Consider the following 18071-nt stretch of genomic DNA (forward strand, 5'->3'; position numbering starts at 1 on the left):
CCGGCCGTGCCGCCCGCCCGTCCGCGTGACGGGCGGGCGGTTTCGTCCCGTACGGGGCGGCGTCACGACGGCGACCGGCACCGGTATCGTTGCCGCCGCCAGTCATCCGACGAAGGGACCAAACCGTGCGCATCGCCATTGCCTCCGACCACGCAGCCATCGAGTTCCGCCGCGAGCTCGCAGAGGCCGTCCGCGGACTCGGGCACGAGGTGATCGACTTCGGCACCGACGATCCGACGAAGGCCGACTACCCCTACTTCGGGAAGCTGGTCGCCGAGCGCGTCGCGGCGGGGGAGTTCGACCGCGGCATCGCGCTGTGCGGCTCCGGCATCGGGATCTCCATCGCCGCGAACAAGGTCGAGGGGATCCGCTGCGTCGTGTGCTCGGAGCCTTACTCGGCCGTCCTGTCACGCCAACACAATGACTCCAACGTGCTCGCCATGGGGGCGCGGGTGATCGGGGTCGAAATGGGAAAGATGATCGCCCGCATGTGGCTCGAGGCCGAGTTTGAGGGCGGAAGGCACCAGCGCCGCGTCAACCAGCTCGACGCCATCGCCCGCGGCATCGAGATCGAGGACCAGGTCGACCCGGGCAGCACCTGCTGAGTCAGGCCGCGCCGAGGCGAAGCCGCCGCTGCAGGTCCCTGATCCGCCCGGTCAGCGACGGTTCGTGGCGGTCCAGGTGATCGCGGCGGTGATGTGAGCAGCTCTGGCCGAGGTCTCAGCCTCGTCGGCTGGCGGCGTGTCACGCCGGTATGCGGCCGGGCCGCCGGAGTGCCATCCTTGGAACGTCGGTCCGGCTGGGTAAGCTAGGCCGGCGTCGCCGGTCGTAGGAGGAACAAGTTGTCCGCATCGTTCGTGCACCTGCACACCCACACCGAGTTCTCGATGTTGGACGGTGCCGCGCGAATCAAGGACCTGTTCCAGGGCGCCGAGAAGATGGGGATGCCCGCGCTGGCCGTCACCGACCACGGCAACCTCTACGGCGCCTACGAGTTCTACAAGGCGAGCAAGAGCTTCGACGTCAAGCCCATCATCGGGCTCGAGGCGTACCTCACACCGCGCACCCACCGCTCGGAGCGCAAGCGCGTCCAGTTCGGCGACGGCACCGGCGACGACGTCGCGTCCAAGGGCGCCTACACCCACATGACGATGTGGGCTGCGAACCCGGCGGGCATGCACAATCTCTTCCGGCTGAGCACCAGGTCCTCGCTCGAGGGCTTCTTCTACAAGCCGCGAGCCGACAGGGAACTGCTCAACGAGTACGGCAAGGGCATCATCGCCACCACCGGCTGTCCCTCCGGCGAGGTGCAGACCTTCCTGCGGCTCGGGCAGTACGACAACGCCATCGCCGCCGCAGCCGAGTTCCGCGACATCTTCGGCGAGGGCAACTTCTTCGTCGAGCTGATGGACCACGGCCTCGACATCGAGACGCGCGTGCGCAAGGACCTGCTGAAGCTGGCGAATGACCTGAGCCTGCCGCTCGTGGCGACCAACGACCTGCACTACGTGCACGCAGACGACGCCGACGCGCATGACACGCTGCTGTGCGTCTCGTCCGGGTCCCGCAAGGCGCAGACCGACCGGTTCAAGTTCGACGGCAACGGCTACTACCTGAAGTCGCCCGAGGAGATGCGTTCCCTCTTCCGGGAGCTGCCCGAGGCCTGCGACAACACGCTGGCCATCGCGGAGCGGATCGAGACGGTCTTCGACGAGGGCATCGGCACCTACATGCCACGCTTCGACGTCCCGGACGGCGAGACGGAGGACTCCTGGTTCCGCAAGGAGGTCGAGCGCGGGCTCGACTTCCGCTACCCCGACGGGTACGGCCAGGAGGTGCGTGACCGCGCCGAGTTCGAGATGGGCATCATCATCCAGATGGGCTTCTCGGGCTACTTCCTCGTCGTGTCCGACTTCATCAACTGGGCGAAGCAGAACGGCGTGAAGGTCGGGCCGGGTCGAGGCTCCGGCGCGGGCTCGATGTGCGCCTACGCGATGCGCATCACCGACCTCGATCCGATCGAACACGGCCTGATCTTCGAGCGCTTCCTCAACCCCGAGCGCGTCTCCATGCCCGACTTCGACATCGACTTCGACGACCGCCGCCGCGGCGAGGTGATCCAGTACGTCACCGAGAAGTACGGCTCCGAGTACGTGGCCCAGATCATCACCTACGGCTCCATCAAGGCGAAGGCAGCCGTCAAGGACTCCGCCCGCGTGCTCGACATGCCGTTCGCGATCGGCGAGCAGATCTCCAAGGCCATGCCGCCAGACGTGATGGGCAAGGGCGTGCCCCTCGGTGACCTGTTCAACGAGGAACACAAGCGCTATGCGGAGGGTGCGGAGTTCCGCGAGCTCTACCAGTCATCGCCCGATGTGCGCACCGTCGTCGACACCGCGCGCGGTATCGAAGGCCTCAAGCGACAGTGGGGCGTCCACGCGGCAGGCGTGATCATGAGCCGCGCCCCCCTGATCGACATCGTGCCGCTGATGAAGCGCGAGGCGGACGGCGCCATCATCACCCAGTTCGACTACCCGGGCTGCGAGAGCCTCGGGCTGATCAAGATGGACTTCCTCGGCCTCCGAAACCTGACGGTCATCGCCGATGCGCTGAACAACATCTCGCTCAACCAGAACGTCGACGTCGACCTCGAGACCCTCACCCTGGACGACCCGAAGACCTTCGACCTGCTGCAGCGTGGAGACACCCTCGGCGTGTTCCAGCTCGACGGCGGGCCCATGCGTTCGCTGCTTCGCTCCATGCAGCCAGACTGCTTCGACGACATCTCGGCCGTCGGCGCGCTCTACCGGCCTGGCCCGATGGGCGCCGACTCGCACAACAAGTACGCCCGCCGCAAGACGGGCCGCGAGCCGGTCGAGCCGATCCATCCCGAGCTCGCGGAGGCACTGGAGCCCATCCTCGGCGAGACCTACGGCCTGATCGTGTACCAGGAGCAGGTCATGGCCATCGCCCAGCACCTGGCCGGCTACACGCTCGGTGGCGCCGACATGCTGCGCCGCGCCATGGGCAAGAAGAAGAAGGCCGAGCTGGACGCCCAGTACGAGATCTTCTCCGGCGGCATGATCGAGCGCGGCTATTCCAAGGCCGCGATCAAGACGCTCTGGGACATCCTGCTCCCGTTCTCCGACTACGCGTTCAACAAGGCCCACTCGGCCGCCTACGGTGTCATCTCCTACTGGACGGCGTGGCTCAAGGCCAACTATCCGGTCGAGTACATGGCGGCCCTCCTGCAGTCGGTGCGCGACGACAAGGACAAGTCCGCGCTCTACCTCGCCGAGTGCCGCCACATGGGCATCGAGGTGCTGCCCCCGGACGTGAACTCCTCGGAGGTCATGTTCACCCCGGTCGGCGACCACATCCGCTTCGGCCTCGGTGCGGTGCGCAACGTGGGCGACAAGGTCGTCACGGCCTGGATCGAGGAGCGCAACAAGGTCGGCCCCGCGACCGACTTCTACGACTTCCTCGACAAGGCGCCGCTGCTGATGTGCAACAAGCGCGTCGTCGAGTCGCTGATCAAGTCGGGCGCCTTCGACGAGCTGAACCACACCCGCCGCTCCCTGATGGGGATCTTCGAGAACGCCGTCGACTCCATCATCGACCTCAAGCGCAACGCGGAGAACGGCCAGGACGGCTTCGACTTCGGCTTCGACATGGGAGACGAGGAGGAGTCGGCCTCGTCCATGCACGGCACCGTCCCCGAGGTGGACGAGTGGGACAGGCGCACGAAGCTCGCCTTCGAGCGCGAGATGCTCGGCCTCTACGTCTCCGACCATCCGCTCAACGGTCTCGAGCACGTGCTCCAGTCCAACGGAGACCGGTCCATCGCCTCGGCGGTGGCCGAGGACGGCTACCGCGGCCCCGCCAAGCTGTGCGGCCTGATCACCGCCGTGAACCGTCGTGTGAACAAGGCCGGAAACATCTGGGCGCAGGTCGTGCTCGAGGACCTGACCAACTCCATCGAGGTGACGGTGTTCCCGCGGGTCTACGACCAGGTCGCCCAGCACCTCGCGCCGGACACGATCGTCTCGGTCGACGGCATCGTCGAGTCCGGTGAGGACCGCGGCCGGGTCAGGGCACAGGGGATCACGGTCCCGCACACCAGCGCGGAGGGCAGCATCGGCCCGCTGGCCCTCACGCTGCCTGCGGTGCGCTGCACGCCGGGTGTGGTCGGGGAGCTCAAGCGGATCCTTGCGCAGTATCCCGGGGCAGCCGAGGTGCACCTGAACCTCCGAACGGGCGACCAGGTCAAGACCTTCCGGCTCGGTGACGGCTTCCGGGTCGAACTCACCTCTGCCCTCTTCGCCGACCTCAAGGCCGTGCTCGGCCCCTCGTCGGTCGGCCTGGAACGGGAACCGGCATGAGTGGGCCGGCGCTCGCTCCGGCGCCGCACGGCCAGCTCGCCGAGCTGTGGGGCCGCACCCTGTGGCGCGTGGTCGTCTTCACCGCCGCGTGCATCCTCACCGGAGCGATCGGCGCGCTGATCTGGGCCGAGGTCACCCCGCTTTCGGAGTACACCGTCGAGAAGGACCTCTCGGCCTCGATGACGGAACGGGCGCTCGCAGGCATCGTCGCTCCCGACGCCACCTTCGCGCTGATCACCGGCGTGATCGGACTGCTGGTCGGGATAGCCGGCTGGTTCGTGCTGTACAGGCGAGGCTGGGTCGTCACGGTCGTGCCCATCATCGCGGCACTCTTCGCCTCCCTGATGGCCTGGCGGCTCGGCACCATCGTGGGCGTCACAGGCTTCGCGGACCGGATCGCAGCAGCCTCGCCCGGTGACGTGGTCCAGGTGGACCTCGAGCTGCGCTCCCTCTCGGCGCTGCTGATCGGTCCCTTCGCCGCGATCACCCCGATCATGCTGCTGGCGGCCTTCTGGCCCGAGCCGCGCGAGGAGGGCATCGAGTTGGAGAGCATTGCGGCCGTCTAGCACCACCATCTGGGACGGCGGATGACCGACGGGCCTTCGCAGGCCCGTCCACACTAGAATCTGGTCCGTGCTCCGATCTCTCGACTTCACCGATGCCAACGGCTCGTACCGCTTCCGCCTTCCGCGGGGCCAGTTCGACGTGGATGCGGCCCTTGACGTGGTCCGCCCCATCGTCGCCGACGTCGCCCATCGCGGTGAGGTCGCGATCAAGGAGTACTCCGAGCGCTTCGACGGCGTGATCCCCGAGGCGGTCCGGGTGCCGGCCACCGAACTGAAGAAGGCAGCCGACGAGCTGGCCCCGGAACTGGCGGAGGCGTTCGCCGAGTCGATCCGCCGCCGCCGCGAGGTCGCGACCGAACTCGAGGTGGACACCAATCCCGCGCCTGCCCTGCTGGCCGACGGCGCCCGCGTCGGCCTGCGCAACGTCCCGGTCGCCCGCGTCGGGCTGTACGTCCCCGGCGGTCTCGCCCCTCTGGCCTCCAGCGTGATCATGAACGTGGTCCCCGCCCAGGTCGCCGGGGTGCCTTCGATCGCCATCGCCTCGCCTCCCCAGCGTGAGTTCGGCGGGTTGCCGCACCCAAGCATCCTGGCGCTGTGCCACCTGCTCGGCGTGGACGAGGTCTACGCCGTCGGCGGCGCCCAGGCGATCGCCATGTTCGCCTACGGTGTCGAGGGGCTCTGCGAGACTGTCTCGCTGATCACCGGCCCGGGCAACATCTACGTCGTCGCGGCGAAGCGCCTTGTACGCGGCGTGGTCGGCATCGACTCGGAGGCGGGCCCGACGGAGATCGCCATCGTCGCCGATGACACCGCGAACCCGGCGTTCGTCGCAGCCGACCTGATCTCCCAGGCGGAGCACGACCCGATGGCCGCCTCCGTGCTGATCACAGCGTCGTCCGCCCTCGCCGATGCCGTGCGCGCCGAGCTCGAACGACAGGTCGCCGACGCACCGCACGCTGAGCGGATCCGCACGGCGCTCGGCGGCGAGCAGTCGGCCGTCGTGCTGGTGCGCGACCTCGACCAGGCCATCGACGTCGCCGACGCCTACGCCGCCGAGCACCTGGAGATCCAGACCGCCGACGCCGAGCAGGTGGCCGCGCGCATCCGCAACGCCGGAGCGATCTTCGTCGGCGCCTACTCGCCCGTCTCGCTCGGCGACTACTCCGCCGGCTCAACCCACGTGCTCCCCACCGCGGGTGCCGGGGCCCACTCGTCCGGCCTGACGGTGCGCTCCTTCGTGCGCACCGTGCACGTGATCAACTACGACGAGGCGGCCCTGATGCAGATCGCCGACGGCGTGGAGCGCTTCGCCCTCGCCGAGGACCTGCCGGGCCACGCCGCCGCCGTCACGGTGCGGAGGCGCTCGTGATCAGCCTCAGCGACCTGCCGCTGCGGGCGGACCTCGTCGGGCAGGAGCCCTACGGCGCGCCGCAGCTCGAGGTGCCGGTGGTGCTCAACGTCAACGAGAACCCGTACCCACCGTCGCCCGCGATCCGGCACGAGATGGCCGCCGCCATCGTCTCGGCCGCCGGTAGCCTCAACCGTTACCCGGACCGCGAGGCGCTCGGCCTGCGGGGAGATCTCGCCGCCTACCTCGGTCACGGTCTCGCGGCCGAGAACATCTGGGCGGCCAACGGCTCCAACGAGGTGATGGCGCACCTGCTGACCGCCTTCGGGGGCCCAGGGCGCACCGTGCTCACCTTCACACCCACCTACTCGATGTACCCGGAGTACGCCCGCAACACGTGCACCGGTTACGTCACGGTGCCGCGCAACGACGACTACACGCTCGACGCGAAGCTCGTGCTCGACGCGATCACCAAGCACCAACCGACGGTCGTGCTGATCACCACGCCGAACAACCCGACGGGAACCACGGTCGACCTCGACACCATCGAGGCGATTCTGGAGGGAAGTGACGTTCTGCTCGTCGTCGACGAGGCGTACCAGGAGTTCTCCAGCGGACCGAGCGCGCTGGAACTGCTCGAACGGCACCCGCGGCTGATCGTCTCGCGCACCATGTCGAAGGCGTTCGCGCTGGCCGGCGGGCGCGTGGGCTACTTCGCGGCGGCACCCGCCATCGTCGACGCCTGCCGGATCGTGCGGTTGCCCTACCATCTCAGCGCCCAGACCCAGGTCATCGCCCGCGTGGCGCTCGCGCACTCCGACGAGATGCTCGCCCAGGTGCGTTCGCTCGCCGCCGAGGCGCGCTCCTTCGAGGACTGGGCCCGTGGCCGCGGCTACGAGGTGATCGACTCCCAGGCGAACTTCTCGCTGATCGGCAGGTTCCCTGACCGGCACCGCGTCTGGCAGGATCTGTTGGACCGCGGCATCCTCATCCGCGAGACCGGCCCCGCCGGATTCCTCCGCGTCTCCGCCGGGACCCCCGAGGAGATGGCGCTCCTACGCTCCGCGCTGGACGAGATCGACCCCACCCTGGAAGGACGCGCGTCATGAGCCGCACCGCCACCATCAGCCGCTCGACGAGCGAGTCCACCATCACGGTGACCCTTGACCTCGACGGCACCGGCGCCTCCGACATCTCCACCGGCGTCGGCTTCTACGACCACATGCTGACCGCCCTTTCCAAGCACTCCCTGATCGACCTCACCGTCAAGGCGGAGGGTGATCTGCACATCGACGGCCACCACACCGTCGAGGATGTGGCCATCTGCATCGGGCAGGCGCTGAAGGAGGCGCTCGGCGACAAGGCGGGGATCCGTCGCTACGGTCACGCCGTGATCCCGCTCGACGAGGCCGTCGCGGACGTGGTGGTGGACGTCGCGGGCCGCCCGTACGTGACCTGCCAGGGTGAGCCGGACGGTCAGCCCTATGCACTGATCGGCGGCAGCGGCGTGCCGTACGCCGGTTCCATGACCTACCACGTCTTCGAGGCGCTCGCGCTCAACGCCGGCCTCTGCCTGCACCTGCGCCTCCTCTCCGGCCGCGATCCGCACCACATCGTGGAGGCCGAGTTCAAGGCGCTCGCGCGTGCACTGCGCGAGGCCGTCGAGACCGACCCCCGTCAGCCGGGGATCCCGAGCACAAAGGGCGCGCTCTGAGCCGCCGGATCGGGCTGTTCGACTACGGGTCGGGCAACCTCCACTCCGCCCAGCGGGCCTTCGCAGGGGCGGGTGCGGACGTGGTCGTCACCTCCGACCTCGACGAGCTGCGCAGGCAGGACGCGCTCGTTGTCCCGGGGGTGGGCGCCTACGCCACGTGCATGGCGGGGCTGAGCGCAGCCGGGGGAGTCGAACTGATCCGCGACTGGGTCGCCGCCGACCGACCGTTGATCGGCATCTGTGTCGGGCATCAGATCCTCTTCGACGGCGGCACCGAACACGGCGTCTCGACGCCGGGGCTCGGCCTGCTCGACGGGGAGGTGGTGTCCCTCGAGGCGCGCCGCCTCCCACACATGGGCTGGAACACCGTCGACGCACCGGAGGGGTCGCGACTCTTCGACTCCCTCGCGGGGGAGAGGTTCTACTTCGTGCACAGCTACGCCGCCATGCGCCCGCCGACCGGCGCGCTCGTGGCGACCTCGGAGCATGAGGGGAGCCAGTTCGTCGCAGCCGTCGAGCGCGGCAACCTGGCCTCCACCCAGTTCCACCCCGAGAAGTCGGGGGCCGCCGGTGCGCGACTCATCGCGAACTGGCTTCGCATTCTCGGTTGAGCCAGTTCAGATAGGGTTGGGCGTCGTGGAGAAATTGCAGTTGTTGCCTGCCGTCGATGTGCAGGGCGGCCAGGCCGTCCAGCTCGTCCAGGGCGTCGCGGACACCCAGAAGGAATTCGGCGATCCCCTGAAGGCAGCGCTGCGCTGGCAGGACGGCGGCGCCGAGTGGCTCCACCTCGTCGACCTCGATGCCGCCTTCGGGCGCGGCTCCAACGCAGACCTGCTGCGCGAGATCGTCGGAAAGCTCGACCTGTCCGTCGAGCTCTCGGGTGGCATCCGCGACGACGCCTCGCTCGAGCGGGCGCTGGGCACGGGCGCCCGCAGGGTCAACATCGGCACGGCCGCGCTCGAGAACCCCGAGTGGTGTGACCGCATCGTCGCCGAGCATGGCGACCGGGTGGCCATCGGCCTCGATGTGCGCGGCGAGAACCTGGCCGCCCGCGGCTGGACCACCGAGGGCGGCCCCTGGATGGAGACGCTGGATCGGCTCGTGGCCGCAGGTTGCGAACGCTTCGTCGTCACCGACGTCAACTCCGACGGCATGCTCACCGGCCCCAACACGGAGCTGCTGAAGCAGGTCGCCGAGCGCAGCGGACGCAAGGTCATCGCCTCCGGCGGCATCGCGACGCTCGAGAACCTGCGCGACCTGCGTGAACTCGTGCCGCTCGGCATCGAGGGCGCCATCATCGGCACGGCCCTCTACGTCGGACGCTTCACCATCGAGGAGGCCCTCGAGGTCGCTGAGGGACAGCTGTGATGGCGCGGCCACCTGCCAGTGCCTTCGGGGTCAGCAACCCCGACACCATGCACGTGCCGCCCCTGCTCGACGGGCGGATCTCCGAGCTGCTCGCGGGCAAGAAGATCGCCATGACCGGCGTCACCGGGTTCATCGGCGAACAGCTGCTGTGGAAGGTGCTCACCGAGTGCCCCGACACCACAACCGCGGTGCTGGTCCGGCGGAAGGGCTCTGTCACCGCGGAACAGCGCGTCGAGAGCCTGCTGAAGAAGAAGATCTTCGCCGAAATCGTCGCCGCCTCCGGAGGGGTGGAGAAGCTGATGGCCGAGCGCGTCCAGGTGATCGAGGGCGACCTGCCCGCGGTGCCGGACCTCCCGCGCGACCTCGACGTCCTGCTGCACTGCGCAGGTGACGTGTCCTTCGACCCGCCCATCGACCAGGCGTTCATGACCAACGTCGTCGGCACGAAGGCGCTCCTCACCAAGCTGCGCGAGGCCTGCTCCGACGAGGAAGGCAACCTGGTGCGGATCCCGCACTACGTGCACGTCTCCACCGCCTACACAGCGGGTCGACGCCGAGGTGCCATCCCGGAGGCCGCCCACGTCCACGACATCGACTACGAGGAGGAGACGCGCGCCGCCCTCGCGATGAAGGAGCACGTGGAGGCCCGCTCGCGCAGCTCCGAGCAGCTCACCAAGCTGCGCGAGGAGGCGGAGGCCCTCCACCGCCAGGCCGGATACCTCACCACCTCCGAGGACACGGAGCGCCGTCGCCTCGAATGGGTGAAGAAGGAACTGGTCGCCGCCGGAACCGAGCGGGCCCGTTCGCTCGGCTGGACCGATGTCTACACCTTCGCGAAGGCCCTCGCCGAGCGCGTCGTGGCCGACCTCGCCCCCGACTTCCGCGTCTCGATCGCCCGTCCGGCCATCGTCGAGTCCTCCCTGAACTTCCCGCACGCCGGGTGGATCGAAGGCTTCAAGATGGCCGACCCGATCATCCTGGCCTACGGTCGCGGACAACTGCCTGAGTTCCCGGCCTCGCCCGACGCCGTGATCGACATCATCCCGTGCGACCTCGTCGTCAACGCGATCATCGCGGTCACCGCGACCGAGCCGAATCTCGGCGAGGTGGAGTACTACCACCTGAGCTCCGGGGCGCGGAACCCGCTGACGTTCCGCGGCGTCTACGAGCACGTGCGCAACTACTTCAGCCAGCATCCCTACACCTCAGGGCAGGGCTCGACCCCGCTCGCCACCTGGAACTTCCCCGGCGCCGAGCCCATCGAGCTTGTGCTCAAGCTCGCGGACAAGGGCGTCAAGATCGGCAACAAGCTGCTCAGCTTCGCCCCGCGCGGCAAGCAGACCCGCAAGCTGGCCACCTCCCTGGACAAGACGCGCAAGCAGTTGGACTTCCTCGGCAAGTACCTGACGCTGTACGGCGAGTACCTGCAGTCCGAGCTCCACTTCGTCGACGACTGCACCCTCGCGCTGCACAACTCGCTCCACCCCGACGACGCCGTCACGTTCGGTTTCGACTCGGCCAGCTACGACTGGAAGCACTACATGGAGGAGGTGCACATCCCGGCGATCACCAACCCGGTGCGGCGCCTCGAGGCCGCGCGCAAGCGCCGCAACGCCCGCTCCAGCACCTTCCGCGAGCTGCGTCCCGCCGAGCCGGGCACAGTGCTCGCGGCCTTCGACCTGGACGGAACGGTCATGGCGACCAACGTCGTCGAGACCTACATGTGGGCCCGGCTTCCCGAGCTGTCGCCGCTGCGTCGCGTCGGCGAGGTGGCGAGCCTTGCGCTGCAGCTGCCGATGTATCTCGGCGCCGAGCGGCGCGACCGCGGCGTCTTCCTCCGCTCGATCTACCGCCGCTACGCAGGCGCCGATCTCGCAAAGCTCGAGGACTACGTCGACGAGAAGCTGGCCCCGATGATCCTGGACCGGATGTCGCCCGACGCGATCCGCAGGATCCGTGAGCACCGCGACGCCGGGCACACCACCATCTTGATCACCGGCGTGATCCGGCCGCTGACCCGTCCGTTCGAGGGCCTGTTCGACACCATCGTCGCGGCCGACCTCGCAACCGATGCCGACGGCGTGTGCACCGGCTTCCTGAGCGGTCCGCCGATGGTGGGGGAGTCGCGGTCGGCCTGGCTGCGTCACTACGCACAGCTGCACGGCATCGATCTCAACAACTCGTTCGCCTACGCGGACAGCCATGTCGACCTGCCGATGCTCGGCGCCGTAGGCAACCCGGTGGCGGTCAGCCCCGACATCGGGTTGATGCGCGCGGCGAAGTCAAAGGGCTGGTCAATCGTCGAGTGGCCGGAGATGTCTCCGCTGCCGCGTTGGAAGATGTCGTGAACGGAAAGGACCGCTGATGTCTCGTCCCGGGTTCGTGCTTGAGGTCGATGAGAAGACCCCGCACCTCATGACGATGTCGGGCGCCCAGCTGCGGCTGGAGCGCTTCGGGATCGGCACCCAGGTGGTCTACACCGCCGACGCCGAGGAGTCGAGCGACCCCGTGGGTCTCATCGACTCGGCCGTCAGCGCACCCTCGGGCAGCGCTCCGCTTGCCGACCTGCTGCGCCAGGACACCACCTTGACGCTCGTCATCGTGGACGCCGACGCCCCGCTCCCGCGCCCTCACTTCGACCCCCGCCGCACGCTCGCCGAGCGGGTGCTGGAGACGGCGGCCAGGGCAGGGGTCGACGACGTCGAGATCGTCGTGGCCAACGGCCTGAAGCAGCGGTGGTCCAGCCCGCAGATCACCCGGGTGCTCGGCGACCGCGTCGCCACCTCGTTCCTCCCCGACGGTCTGATCACCAGTCACGACGTCACAAGCGACGATCTGGTCCGGATCGGCGATGTCGACGGCACGCCCGTGCGGCTCAACCGTCGCGTCGCCGAGTCCGATCTCGTCGTGGTGATCGGCCTGCGCGGCGACGCCTCGCGCACCAACCCGCTCACCGTCGGGTTGACCGATCTCGCCACGATCAACCGGATCGTGGGCGTCGAGCCCGATCAGGGGTTCGCCGATGGGGTGCAGGCGCTCCTCCAGGCGAAGATCCCCACCTTCGGCCTGTCCGCCGTCCTCGGCCAGCCGCTGCTCACCCGCGGCCTTCGCTTCCTCTCCAAGTGCGAGTGGGAATGGAACCTCGCCGATCAGCTCGCCTTCGCCGGATCGCGCCAGATCATCGCGGCGCTGCCCCGCCAGGGGGCCCAGCTGGTCAACGGGAACCCGCGCGCCGACTATGCCGTGATCGACGTCGTCGGCGGGGACTACCTCTCCGTGCTCGACGAGTCGCGCCTCGTGTGGCAGGCGGCCAACGCCGTCGAACTGACCGGCTCGGCAGACGTGCTCGTCACCTCGGTGTGGGGCCCGTCGATCGACCCGGTCGACTCCATCGGCTCCCCGCTGAACGCAGCGCACCACGCCCTCGTCACGCGCGCGGGCAGCCATCTTGAGGCCCCGCTGGCGAAGGAGGGCGGCGTCCTGATCGCCTTCCATCCGCTGCGCAACCGGTTCTCCAACCGTCGCCAGTCCTCGGCCGCCGACTTCTTCGCCAAGGTGCTGCCCGCCACGACCGACCCGGCCGAGATCGCCGCCGAGTTCGAGCCGAAGGCCGTGCAGGACGAGTGGTACCTGGACCTGTACCGGAAGAACTTCGCGAGCCATCCGCTGCGCTCGTTCCAGCAGTGGTACGAACTGTCGCGGGCAAACCGTCACTTCGCCGAGGTGATCTGGGTGGGAGGCGACCGCAAGTGCGCGGCCCTGCTCGGCCATCGGGCAGCGACGACCTATGCCGATGCGCTCGAGATCGCCTCGGGCACCGTCGGGCTCCACCCGACGATCACGATGCTGCGCGGACCCGGGCTCGCGCTGGGCGACGTGCGATGAGCCGCGACCTTCCGTCCTGGGCGCAGGGACGCAAGCAGAGCAGGCGGCCGAAGCTGACCCTTCCCCGTGACCTCCTCGCGGCCGCGAAGGCGGTGTTCCGGCGCCAACGCCCCGCAGGTGCGCCGCCGAAGCCGATCGCCACGCACGAGCCCGGACTGCGCGCCGAGCGACCGGGCCGACACCTCACGCTCCGGCTGCTGAGCCTTCGCTTCGACATCGAACTGGTCGGTGACGACTCGCTCACCGGTCTTCGCCAGCCGTTCGTGATGGCCGCCAACGAGCAGGGCGCGCTCGACTACCAGCTGCTGCGGCTGTCGCTTCCCTCGCGACTCCGCCCGACCATGATCGCCCCCTCGCGGGCGCTGGCGCGGGGCAACAACGTGGTGATCTTCACCGACGACCCCTCCGCCGGACGCCAGGTCGGCGAGTTCTCCGACGCTGCGGCAGGCATCGCGGGCCAGCACAACGTGGCCGTCGTCCCGGTCGGGCTCGTCGGCACCTTCAAGCTCAAGGACATCCTCAAGCTGCCGCTGACCACCAAGCCGAAGGTCTCGATCCGGTTCGGCGCCCCGCTGTACCCGCGTGGGCGCGGGCTGGAGGAGTCGACCTCCGAGCTGCAGCACCGCGTCGAGCAGTTGGTGCACGAGGGCGACCTGAGCTGGTGGACGGTCGAACGACGCCGCGTGGAGGGGCCGTCTGCGCCCTCGCCTGACCAGACGCCCCGCTGGCGTCGCCTGTGGGACCAGGCCGCCCCGGCAAAGGATCCCCGGCCCCGCATCTGGCGGTAAGCTGAGCGGCATGGAAGCCTACGTGGAGCCCCATCTCCGGTGGAGGCTCTTGGGCCAGGAGGACGTGGCGGAGGTGGAGAACTTCCGCAGCCAGTTGGAGGCACTGGACAACTCGGTCCTGTCCGGCATGGCGTCAGCCATCATGGACACCGATCTCCTCCCTGCCGATGGCATGGCGGTCGGTGGCTGGGACGCCTATGACTCCCTCTCGGCCTTCGGTGTGTCCTTCATCGCGAGCACCGATCCGCTGCGGATCTACGTGATGGGGGGCGTGCATCCGGTGCACCGGCACATGCTGGTCGGCACCTCCCTGCTGCGCTGGCAGGTCGAGCGGGCCAGGCACTGGCGCGATGCGAACCATCCCGACCAGCCGATGTGGCTCGGCTGTTACGCGGAGATCGGACGCCCCGGCCTCGAGCGGGTCGCTCTGAAGCTCGGCTTCACGGCGGAGCGCTACTACTACGACCTGCACCGCGATCTCAGCCGGCCCCTCGCCGTGCCGCGCTCGCCGGGCATCGACGTCGCAGGCTTTCGCGCCGAGGACAGCGAGGCGGTGCGGGTGCTGCACAACCTCTGCTTCCAGGCCATCGGCGGCTCGGAGGTCCTGCGCGAGGTCTGGGACGCACGCCTCGCAGACCCCGCCTTCCGGCCCGACTGGTCCTTCATCGCGCGTGACGGAGACCGCATCATCGGGTACGCGATGAGCGCGGTGGACGGCGAGGAGAACGGCGGCTGGACCGAGCGGTTCGGCGTGCACCCCGACTACCGTCGCCGCGGCATCTTGCTCGCGCTGCTCGGTCACTGCCTGCACGCGATGCGGGCCTCCGGCTGCACCGAGGCGGGCATCGGCATAGACACCCCGGACGGCCTGGGCCTCTCCCGCCTTGCCGGTGAACTCGACTACACCACCCGCGACGCCGTGGCGCTCCTCAGCCGCGTGGTCTGATCCCGGAGCCGGGTCCGGCCGCGCCCACGGCGTCGGTATGCGGTCGGCTGGGCGGAGCACGATAAGCTTCGCCAGAGACCAGATGAATACTGAGCGACGAGAAGGTGGGACCGGATGAGCGGGCATTCCAAGTGGGCGACGACGAAGCACAAGAAGGCGGTCATCGACGCCAAGCGCGGCAAGCTGTTCGCGAAGCTGATCAAGAACGTCGAGGTCGCGGCGCGACTCGGCGGCGGCGACCCCTCGGGCAACCCGACGCTGTACGACGCGATCCAGAAGGCGAAGAAGTCGTCGGTCCCCAACGACAACATCGACCGCGCCGTCAAGCGCGGCTCCGGCGCGGAGTCCGGCGGCGCCGACTACGAGACCATCATGTACGAGGCCTACGGCCCCGCGGGCGTCGCGATCCTGATCGAGTGCCTGACCGACAACCGGAACCGCTCCGCCTCCGACGTCCGCGTCGCCGTCACCCGCAACGGCGGCACCATGGCCGACGTCGGCTCCGTGCAGCGCCTGTTCTCCCGCAAGGGAGTCGTCGTGGTGCCCAAGAAGCAGAACTCCGGCGAGCTTTCCGAGGACGCCCTGCTGGAGGCCGCGCTCGAGGCGGGCCTCGAGGAGGTCTCCGACGACGGTGACGAGTTCGAGGCCTACACCGACCCGAACGACCTGGTCGAGGTGCGCAAGGCGATCGAGGCCGCCGGCCTCGACTACGACTCCTCCGAGGTCCAGTTCGTGGCCTCCTTCGACCAGGCCGTCGACTCGGTCGACGTGGCGCAGAAGGTGTTCAGGATCATCGACGCGCTCGACGACTCCGACGACGTGCAGAACGTCTACACCAACGTCGACCTCACGCCAGAGGTCGCCGAGGCGCTCGAAGATGAGGACTGATCCGGACAGGGGACTGAGGCTGTGCGAGTCATCGGGATCGATCCCGGCCTGACCCGCTGCGGGATCGGGATCGTCGAGGGAACGGTCGGCCGACCACCGCGGCTGGTCGCGGTCGGCGTCGTGCGCACCACCGTCGGAGACGATCTCGCCTCGCGTCTGCTCGCGCTCGAGGCCGGGCTCACCGAGTGGTTCGACGAGTACCGACCAGAGGCCGCAGGGATCGAGCGGGTCTTCGCGCAGCACAACCTCAGCTCCGTGATGGACACGTCGCAGGCCTCGGGCGTCGCGGCGCTCACCGCGGCGCGCAGGGGCCTTCCCGTCACCTTCCACACACCCAGCGAGGTCAAGGCGGCGGTCACCGGGTCCGGCAATGCAGACAAGGCGCAGGTCGCCGCGATGGTCGTCCGGATCCTGAAGCTCACGGCAGCGCCGAAGCCGGCCGACGCCGCCGACGCCCTCGCCATCGCCGTCACCCAGGTGTGGCGTGGGGCGGTCACCAACAGATACGCCGCGGCAGTCGCGGCAGCCAAGGGGAAGCGATGATCGCACAACTGACAGGCACCGTGCTCAAGGCCGGGGCCACCTCCTGCGTGCTCGACGTCGGCGGGGTCGGCTTCCTCGCCCACGTGACCCCGTCAACGGCGGCCGCGCTGCGTCCGGGGGAGGCCGCGACGCTGCACACGTCGATGGTGGTGCGCGAGGACTCCCTGACGCTTTTCGGGTTCGCCGAGGAGGGGGAGCGCGAGGCGTTCGAACTCGCCCAGACGGCGACCGGGGTCGGGCCGAAACTGGCGCTGGCGATCGTCTCGGTGCTCACCCCTTCCGACCTGCGCCGCGCGGTGCAGGCCGAAGACCTCGCCCGCCTCTGCTCGGTCCCGGGAATCGGCCGCAAGGGTGCACAGAAGCTCGTGATCGAGCTCAAGGACAAGGTGCTGGCCCTCGCCGCGGAAGGCGAGGACACGGTGACCACCGCGTCTCCCGAGCGGCCGGAGGTGTGGCGCGCACAGGTCTCCGAGGGTCTGCAGGGACTCGGCTGGTCGGCCCGCGACGCGGAGACCGCCTGTGACAACGTGGCACACCTCGTCGAGGAGAATCCCGACCTCGGCATGGGCCAGCTGCTGCGCGCAGCGCTCAACTCGCTTGCGAGGAAGTAGTGGAACACTCAGAGGTCGACCCCAACGCGTTCGTGGAGGAACGCGACTACGAGGCGGCGCTGCGCCCGAAGACCCTCTCCGAGTTCGACGGACAGCCCCGCGTGCGTGAGCAGCTCGGACTCGTGCTCGAGGCGGCCATGCACCGGGGGACCGCCCCCGACCACGTGCTCCTGTCCGGACCACCCGGGCTGGGCAAGACGACGCTCGCCATGATCATCGCCGCCGAGCTCGGGTCGGGGCTGCGGATCTCGTCCGGGCCGGCCATCCAGCACGCGGGCGACCTCGCCGCGATCCTCTCGGGCCTCGACGAGGGCGACGTGCTGTTCCTCGACGAGATCCATCGGCTCTCGCGGCCGGCGGAGGAGATGCTCTACCTCGCCATGGAGGACTTCCGGGTCGACGTGATCGTCGGTAAGGGCCCCGGCGCGACCGCGATCCCGATCAATCTGCCTCCGTTCACCCTCGTCGGCGCGACGACCCGGGCTGGGATGCTGCCAGGGCCGCTGCGCGACCGGTTCGGGTTCACCGGCCAGCTCGACTTCTACGACCCGGCCGACCTCGCGGGCATCGTCGAGGCCTCCGCGGCAAAGCTCGGCATCAGCATCGACGAGCAGGCCCGCGGTGAGATCGCGCGCCGCTCGCGCGGCACCCCCCGCATCGCCAACCGGCTGCTGCGCCGCGTGCGCGACTTCGCCCAGGTGAAGGGCCACGCCACCGCCCACCGAGACGTCGCCCGCTCCGCGCTGGAGCTCTACGAGGTCGACGAACGCGGCCTCGACCGGCTCGACCGCGGCGTGCTCGACGCCCTGTGCAGGCTCTTCGACGGCGGCCCGGTGGGGCTGTCCACCCTCGCGCTCAGCGTCGGTGAGGAGATCGAGACGGTCTCCGAGGTCGCCGAACCCTTCCTGATCCGGGAGGGCCTGCTCGTGCGCACCCCGAGGGGCCGGCTGGCCACGAGAGCGGCCTACCGCCACCTCGGCATCCGACCCCCCGCCGCCATGCCCGCGCTGTTCGACGACGACGAATGACTGT

The 18071-nt window shown here is 69.2% G+C and carries 16 protein-coding genes; all 16 read left to right on the forward strand.

Annotated elements, in window-relative coordinates:
- The first annotated feature begins 125 nt into the window (after nt 1-125).
- The 16 genes from rpiB (at nt 126) to ruvB (ending at nt 18067) form a co-directional block, all read left to right on the forward strand.
- Nucleotides 126-605, forward strand: coding sequence for a ribose 5-phosphate isomerase B (gene rpiB / locus BW733_RS15975; protein WP_077352044.1), 480 nt, complete (start codon nt 126-128; stop codon nt 603-605).
- A 282-nt stretch (nt 606-887) separates the two neighbouring features.
- Complete coding sequence (gene dnaE, locus BW733_RS15980; RefSeq protein ID WP_237268421.1) at nt 888-4382, forward strand: DNA polymerase III subunit alpha; 3495 nt, start codon at nt 888-890, stop codon at nt 4380-4382.
- Nucleotides 4379-4948 (forward strand): hypothetical protein, encoded by a 570-nt coding sequence (locus BW733_RS15985; RefSeq protein ID WP_077352048.1) that lies wholly within the window; start codon nt 4379-4381, stop codon nt 4946-4948. The genes dnaE and BW733_RS15985 overlap by 4 nt, the downstream gene beginning before the upstream one ends.
- Nucleotides 4949-5015: 67 nt before the next feature.
- The gene (gene hisD / locus BW733_RS15990) at nt 5016-6317 is read left to right on the forward strand and encodes a histidinol dehydrogenase (protein ID WP_077352050.1); all 1302 of its coding nucleotides are present in this window, start codon (nt 5016-5018) and stop codon (nt 6315-6317) included.
- Nucleotides 6314-7405, forward strand: coding sequence for a histidinol-phosphate transaminase (locus BW733_RS15995; protein ID WP_077352052.1), 1092 nt, complete (start codon nt 6314-6316; stop codon nt 7403-7405). The genes hisD and BW733_RS15995 overlap by 4 nt, the downstream gene beginning before the upstream one ends.
- Nucleotides 7402-8010, forward strand: coding sequence for an imidazoleglycerol-phosphate dehydratase HisB (hisB, locus tag BW733_RS16000; RefSeq protein ID WP_077352054.1), 609 nt, complete (start codon nt 7402-7404; stop codon nt 8008-8010). The genes BW733_RS15995 and hisB overlap by 4 nt, the downstream gene beginning before the upstream one ends.
- On the forward strand, nt 8007-8621 hold the full coding sequence (hisH, locus tag BW733_RS16005) for an imidazole glycerol phosphate synthase subunit HisH (protein WP_237268422.1): 615 nt from the start codon (nt 8007-8009) through the stop codon (nt 8619-8621). The genes hisB and hisH overlap by 4 nt, the downstream gene beginning before the upstream one ends.
- 25 nt (nt 8622-8646) lie before the next feature.
- Complete coding sequence (gene priA, locus BW733_RS16010) at nt 8647-9378, forward strand: bifunctional 1-(5-phosphoribosyl)-5-((5-phosphoribosylamino)methylideneamino)imidazole-4-carboxamide isomerase/phosphoribosylanthranilate isomerase PriA (protein ID WP_077352058.1); 732 nt, start codon at nt 8647-8649, stop codon at nt 9376-9378.
- Nucleotides 9378-11726 (forward strand): HAD-IB family hydrolase, encoded by a 2349-nt coding sequence (locus tag BW733_RS16015; protein ID WP_077352060.1) that lies wholly within the window; start codon nt 9378-9380, stop codon nt 11724-11726. Before priA ends, BW733_RS16015 begins: the two co-directional genes overlap by 1 nt.
- 16 nt (nt 11727-11742) lie before the next feature.
- Nucleotides 11743-13263 (forward strand): lactate racemase domain-containing protein, encoded by a 1521-nt coding sequence (locus BW733_RS16020; protein WP_077352062.1) that lies wholly within the window; start codon nt 11743-11745, stop codon nt 13261-13263.
- A complete protein-coding gene (locus BW733_RS16025) occupies nt 13260-14051 on the forward strand; it encodes a lysophospholipid acyltransferase family protein (RefSeq protein WP_077352064.1) in 792 nt (263 codons plus the stop codon). Before BW733_RS16020 ends, BW733_RS16025 begins: the two co-directional genes overlap by 4 nt.
- 10 nt (nt 14052-14061) lie before the next feature.
- Complete coding sequence (locus tag BW733_RS16030) at nt 14062-14997, forward strand: GNAT family N-acetyltransferase (protein ID WP_077352066.1); 936 nt, start codon at nt 14062-14064, stop codon at nt 14995-14997.
- 114 nt (nt 14998-15111) lie between these two features.
- Nucleotides 15112-15885 (forward strand): YebC/PmpR family DNA-binding transcriptional regulator, encoded by a 774-nt coding sequence (locus tag BW733_RS16035; protein WP_077352068.1) that lies wholly within the window; start codon nt 15112-15114, stop codon nt 15883-15885.
- A 30-nt stretch (nt 15886-15915) separates the two neighbouring features.
- Complete coding sequence (gene ruvC / locus BW733_RS16040) at nt 15916-16428, forward strand: crossover junction endodeoxyribonuclease RuvC (protein ID WP_202970381.1); 513 nt, start codon at nt 15916-15918, stop codon at nt 16426-16428.
- Nucleotides 16425-17039: a Holliday junction branch migration protein RuvA gene (gene ruvA / locus BW733_RS16045; protein WP_077352072.1), complete on the forward strand. Its 615-nt coding sequence runs from the start codon at nt 16425-16427 to the stop codon at nt 17037-17039. Before ruvC ends, ruvA begins: the two co-directional genes overlap by 4 nt.
- Nucleotides 17039-18067, forward strand: a complete 1029-nt coding sequence (gene ruvB / locus BW733_RS16050) for a Holliday junction branch migration DNA helicase RuvB (protein WP_077352074.1) — start codon at nt 17039-17041, stop codon at nt 18065-18067. The genes ruvA and ruvB overlap by 1 nt, the downstream gene beginning before the upstream one ends.
- The last annotated feature ends 4 nt before the right edge of the window (nt 18068-18071 follow it).

This window comes from Tessaracoccus flavescens (genome assembly GCF_001998865.1).
Taxonomy (GTDB): Bacteria; Actinomycetota; Actinomycetes; order Propionibacteriales; family Propionibacteriaceae; genus Arachnia; species Arachnia flavescens.

Excerpts from the sequence above, each read along its gene's own strand:
- BW733_RS16030 (WP_077352066.1), top strand. The coding sequence starts at position 14,062 with ATGGAAGCCTACGTGGAGCCCCATCTCCGGTGGAGGCTCTTGGGCCAG.
- BW733_RS15985 (WP_077352048.1), top strand. The coding sequence starts at position 4,379 with ATGAGTGGGCCGGCGCTCGCTCCGGCGCCGCACGGCCAGCTCGCCGAG.
- BW733_RS16015 (WP_077352060.1), top strand. The coding sequence starts at position 9,378 with ATGGCGCGGCCACCTGCCAGTGCCTTCGGGGTCAGCAACCCCGACACC.
- ruvA (WP_077352072.1), top strand. The coding sequence starts at position 16,425 with ATGATCGCACAACTGACAGGCACCGTGCTCAAGGCCGGGGCCACCTCC.
- BW733_RS16020 (WP_077352062.1), top strand. The coding sequence starts at position 11,743 with ATGTCTCGTCCCGGGTTCGTGCTTGAGGTCGATGAGAAGACCCCGCAC.
- BW733_RS16025 (WP_077352064.1), top strand. The coding sequence starts at position 13,260 with ATGAGCCGCGACCTTCCGTCCTGGGCGCAGGGACGCAAGCAGAGCAGG.
- BW733_RS16035 (WP_077352068.1), top strand. The coding sequence starts at position 15,112 with ATGAGCGGGCATTCCAAGTGGGCGACGACGAAGCACAAGAAGGCGGTC.
- hisB (WP_077352054.1), top strand. The coding sequence starts at position 7,402 with ATGAGCCGCACCGCCACCATCAGCCGCTCGACGAGCGAGTCCACCATC.
- dnaE (WP_237268421.1), top strand. The coding sequence starts at position 888 with ATGTTGGACGGTGCCGCGCGAATCAAGGACCTGTTCCAGGGCGCCGAG.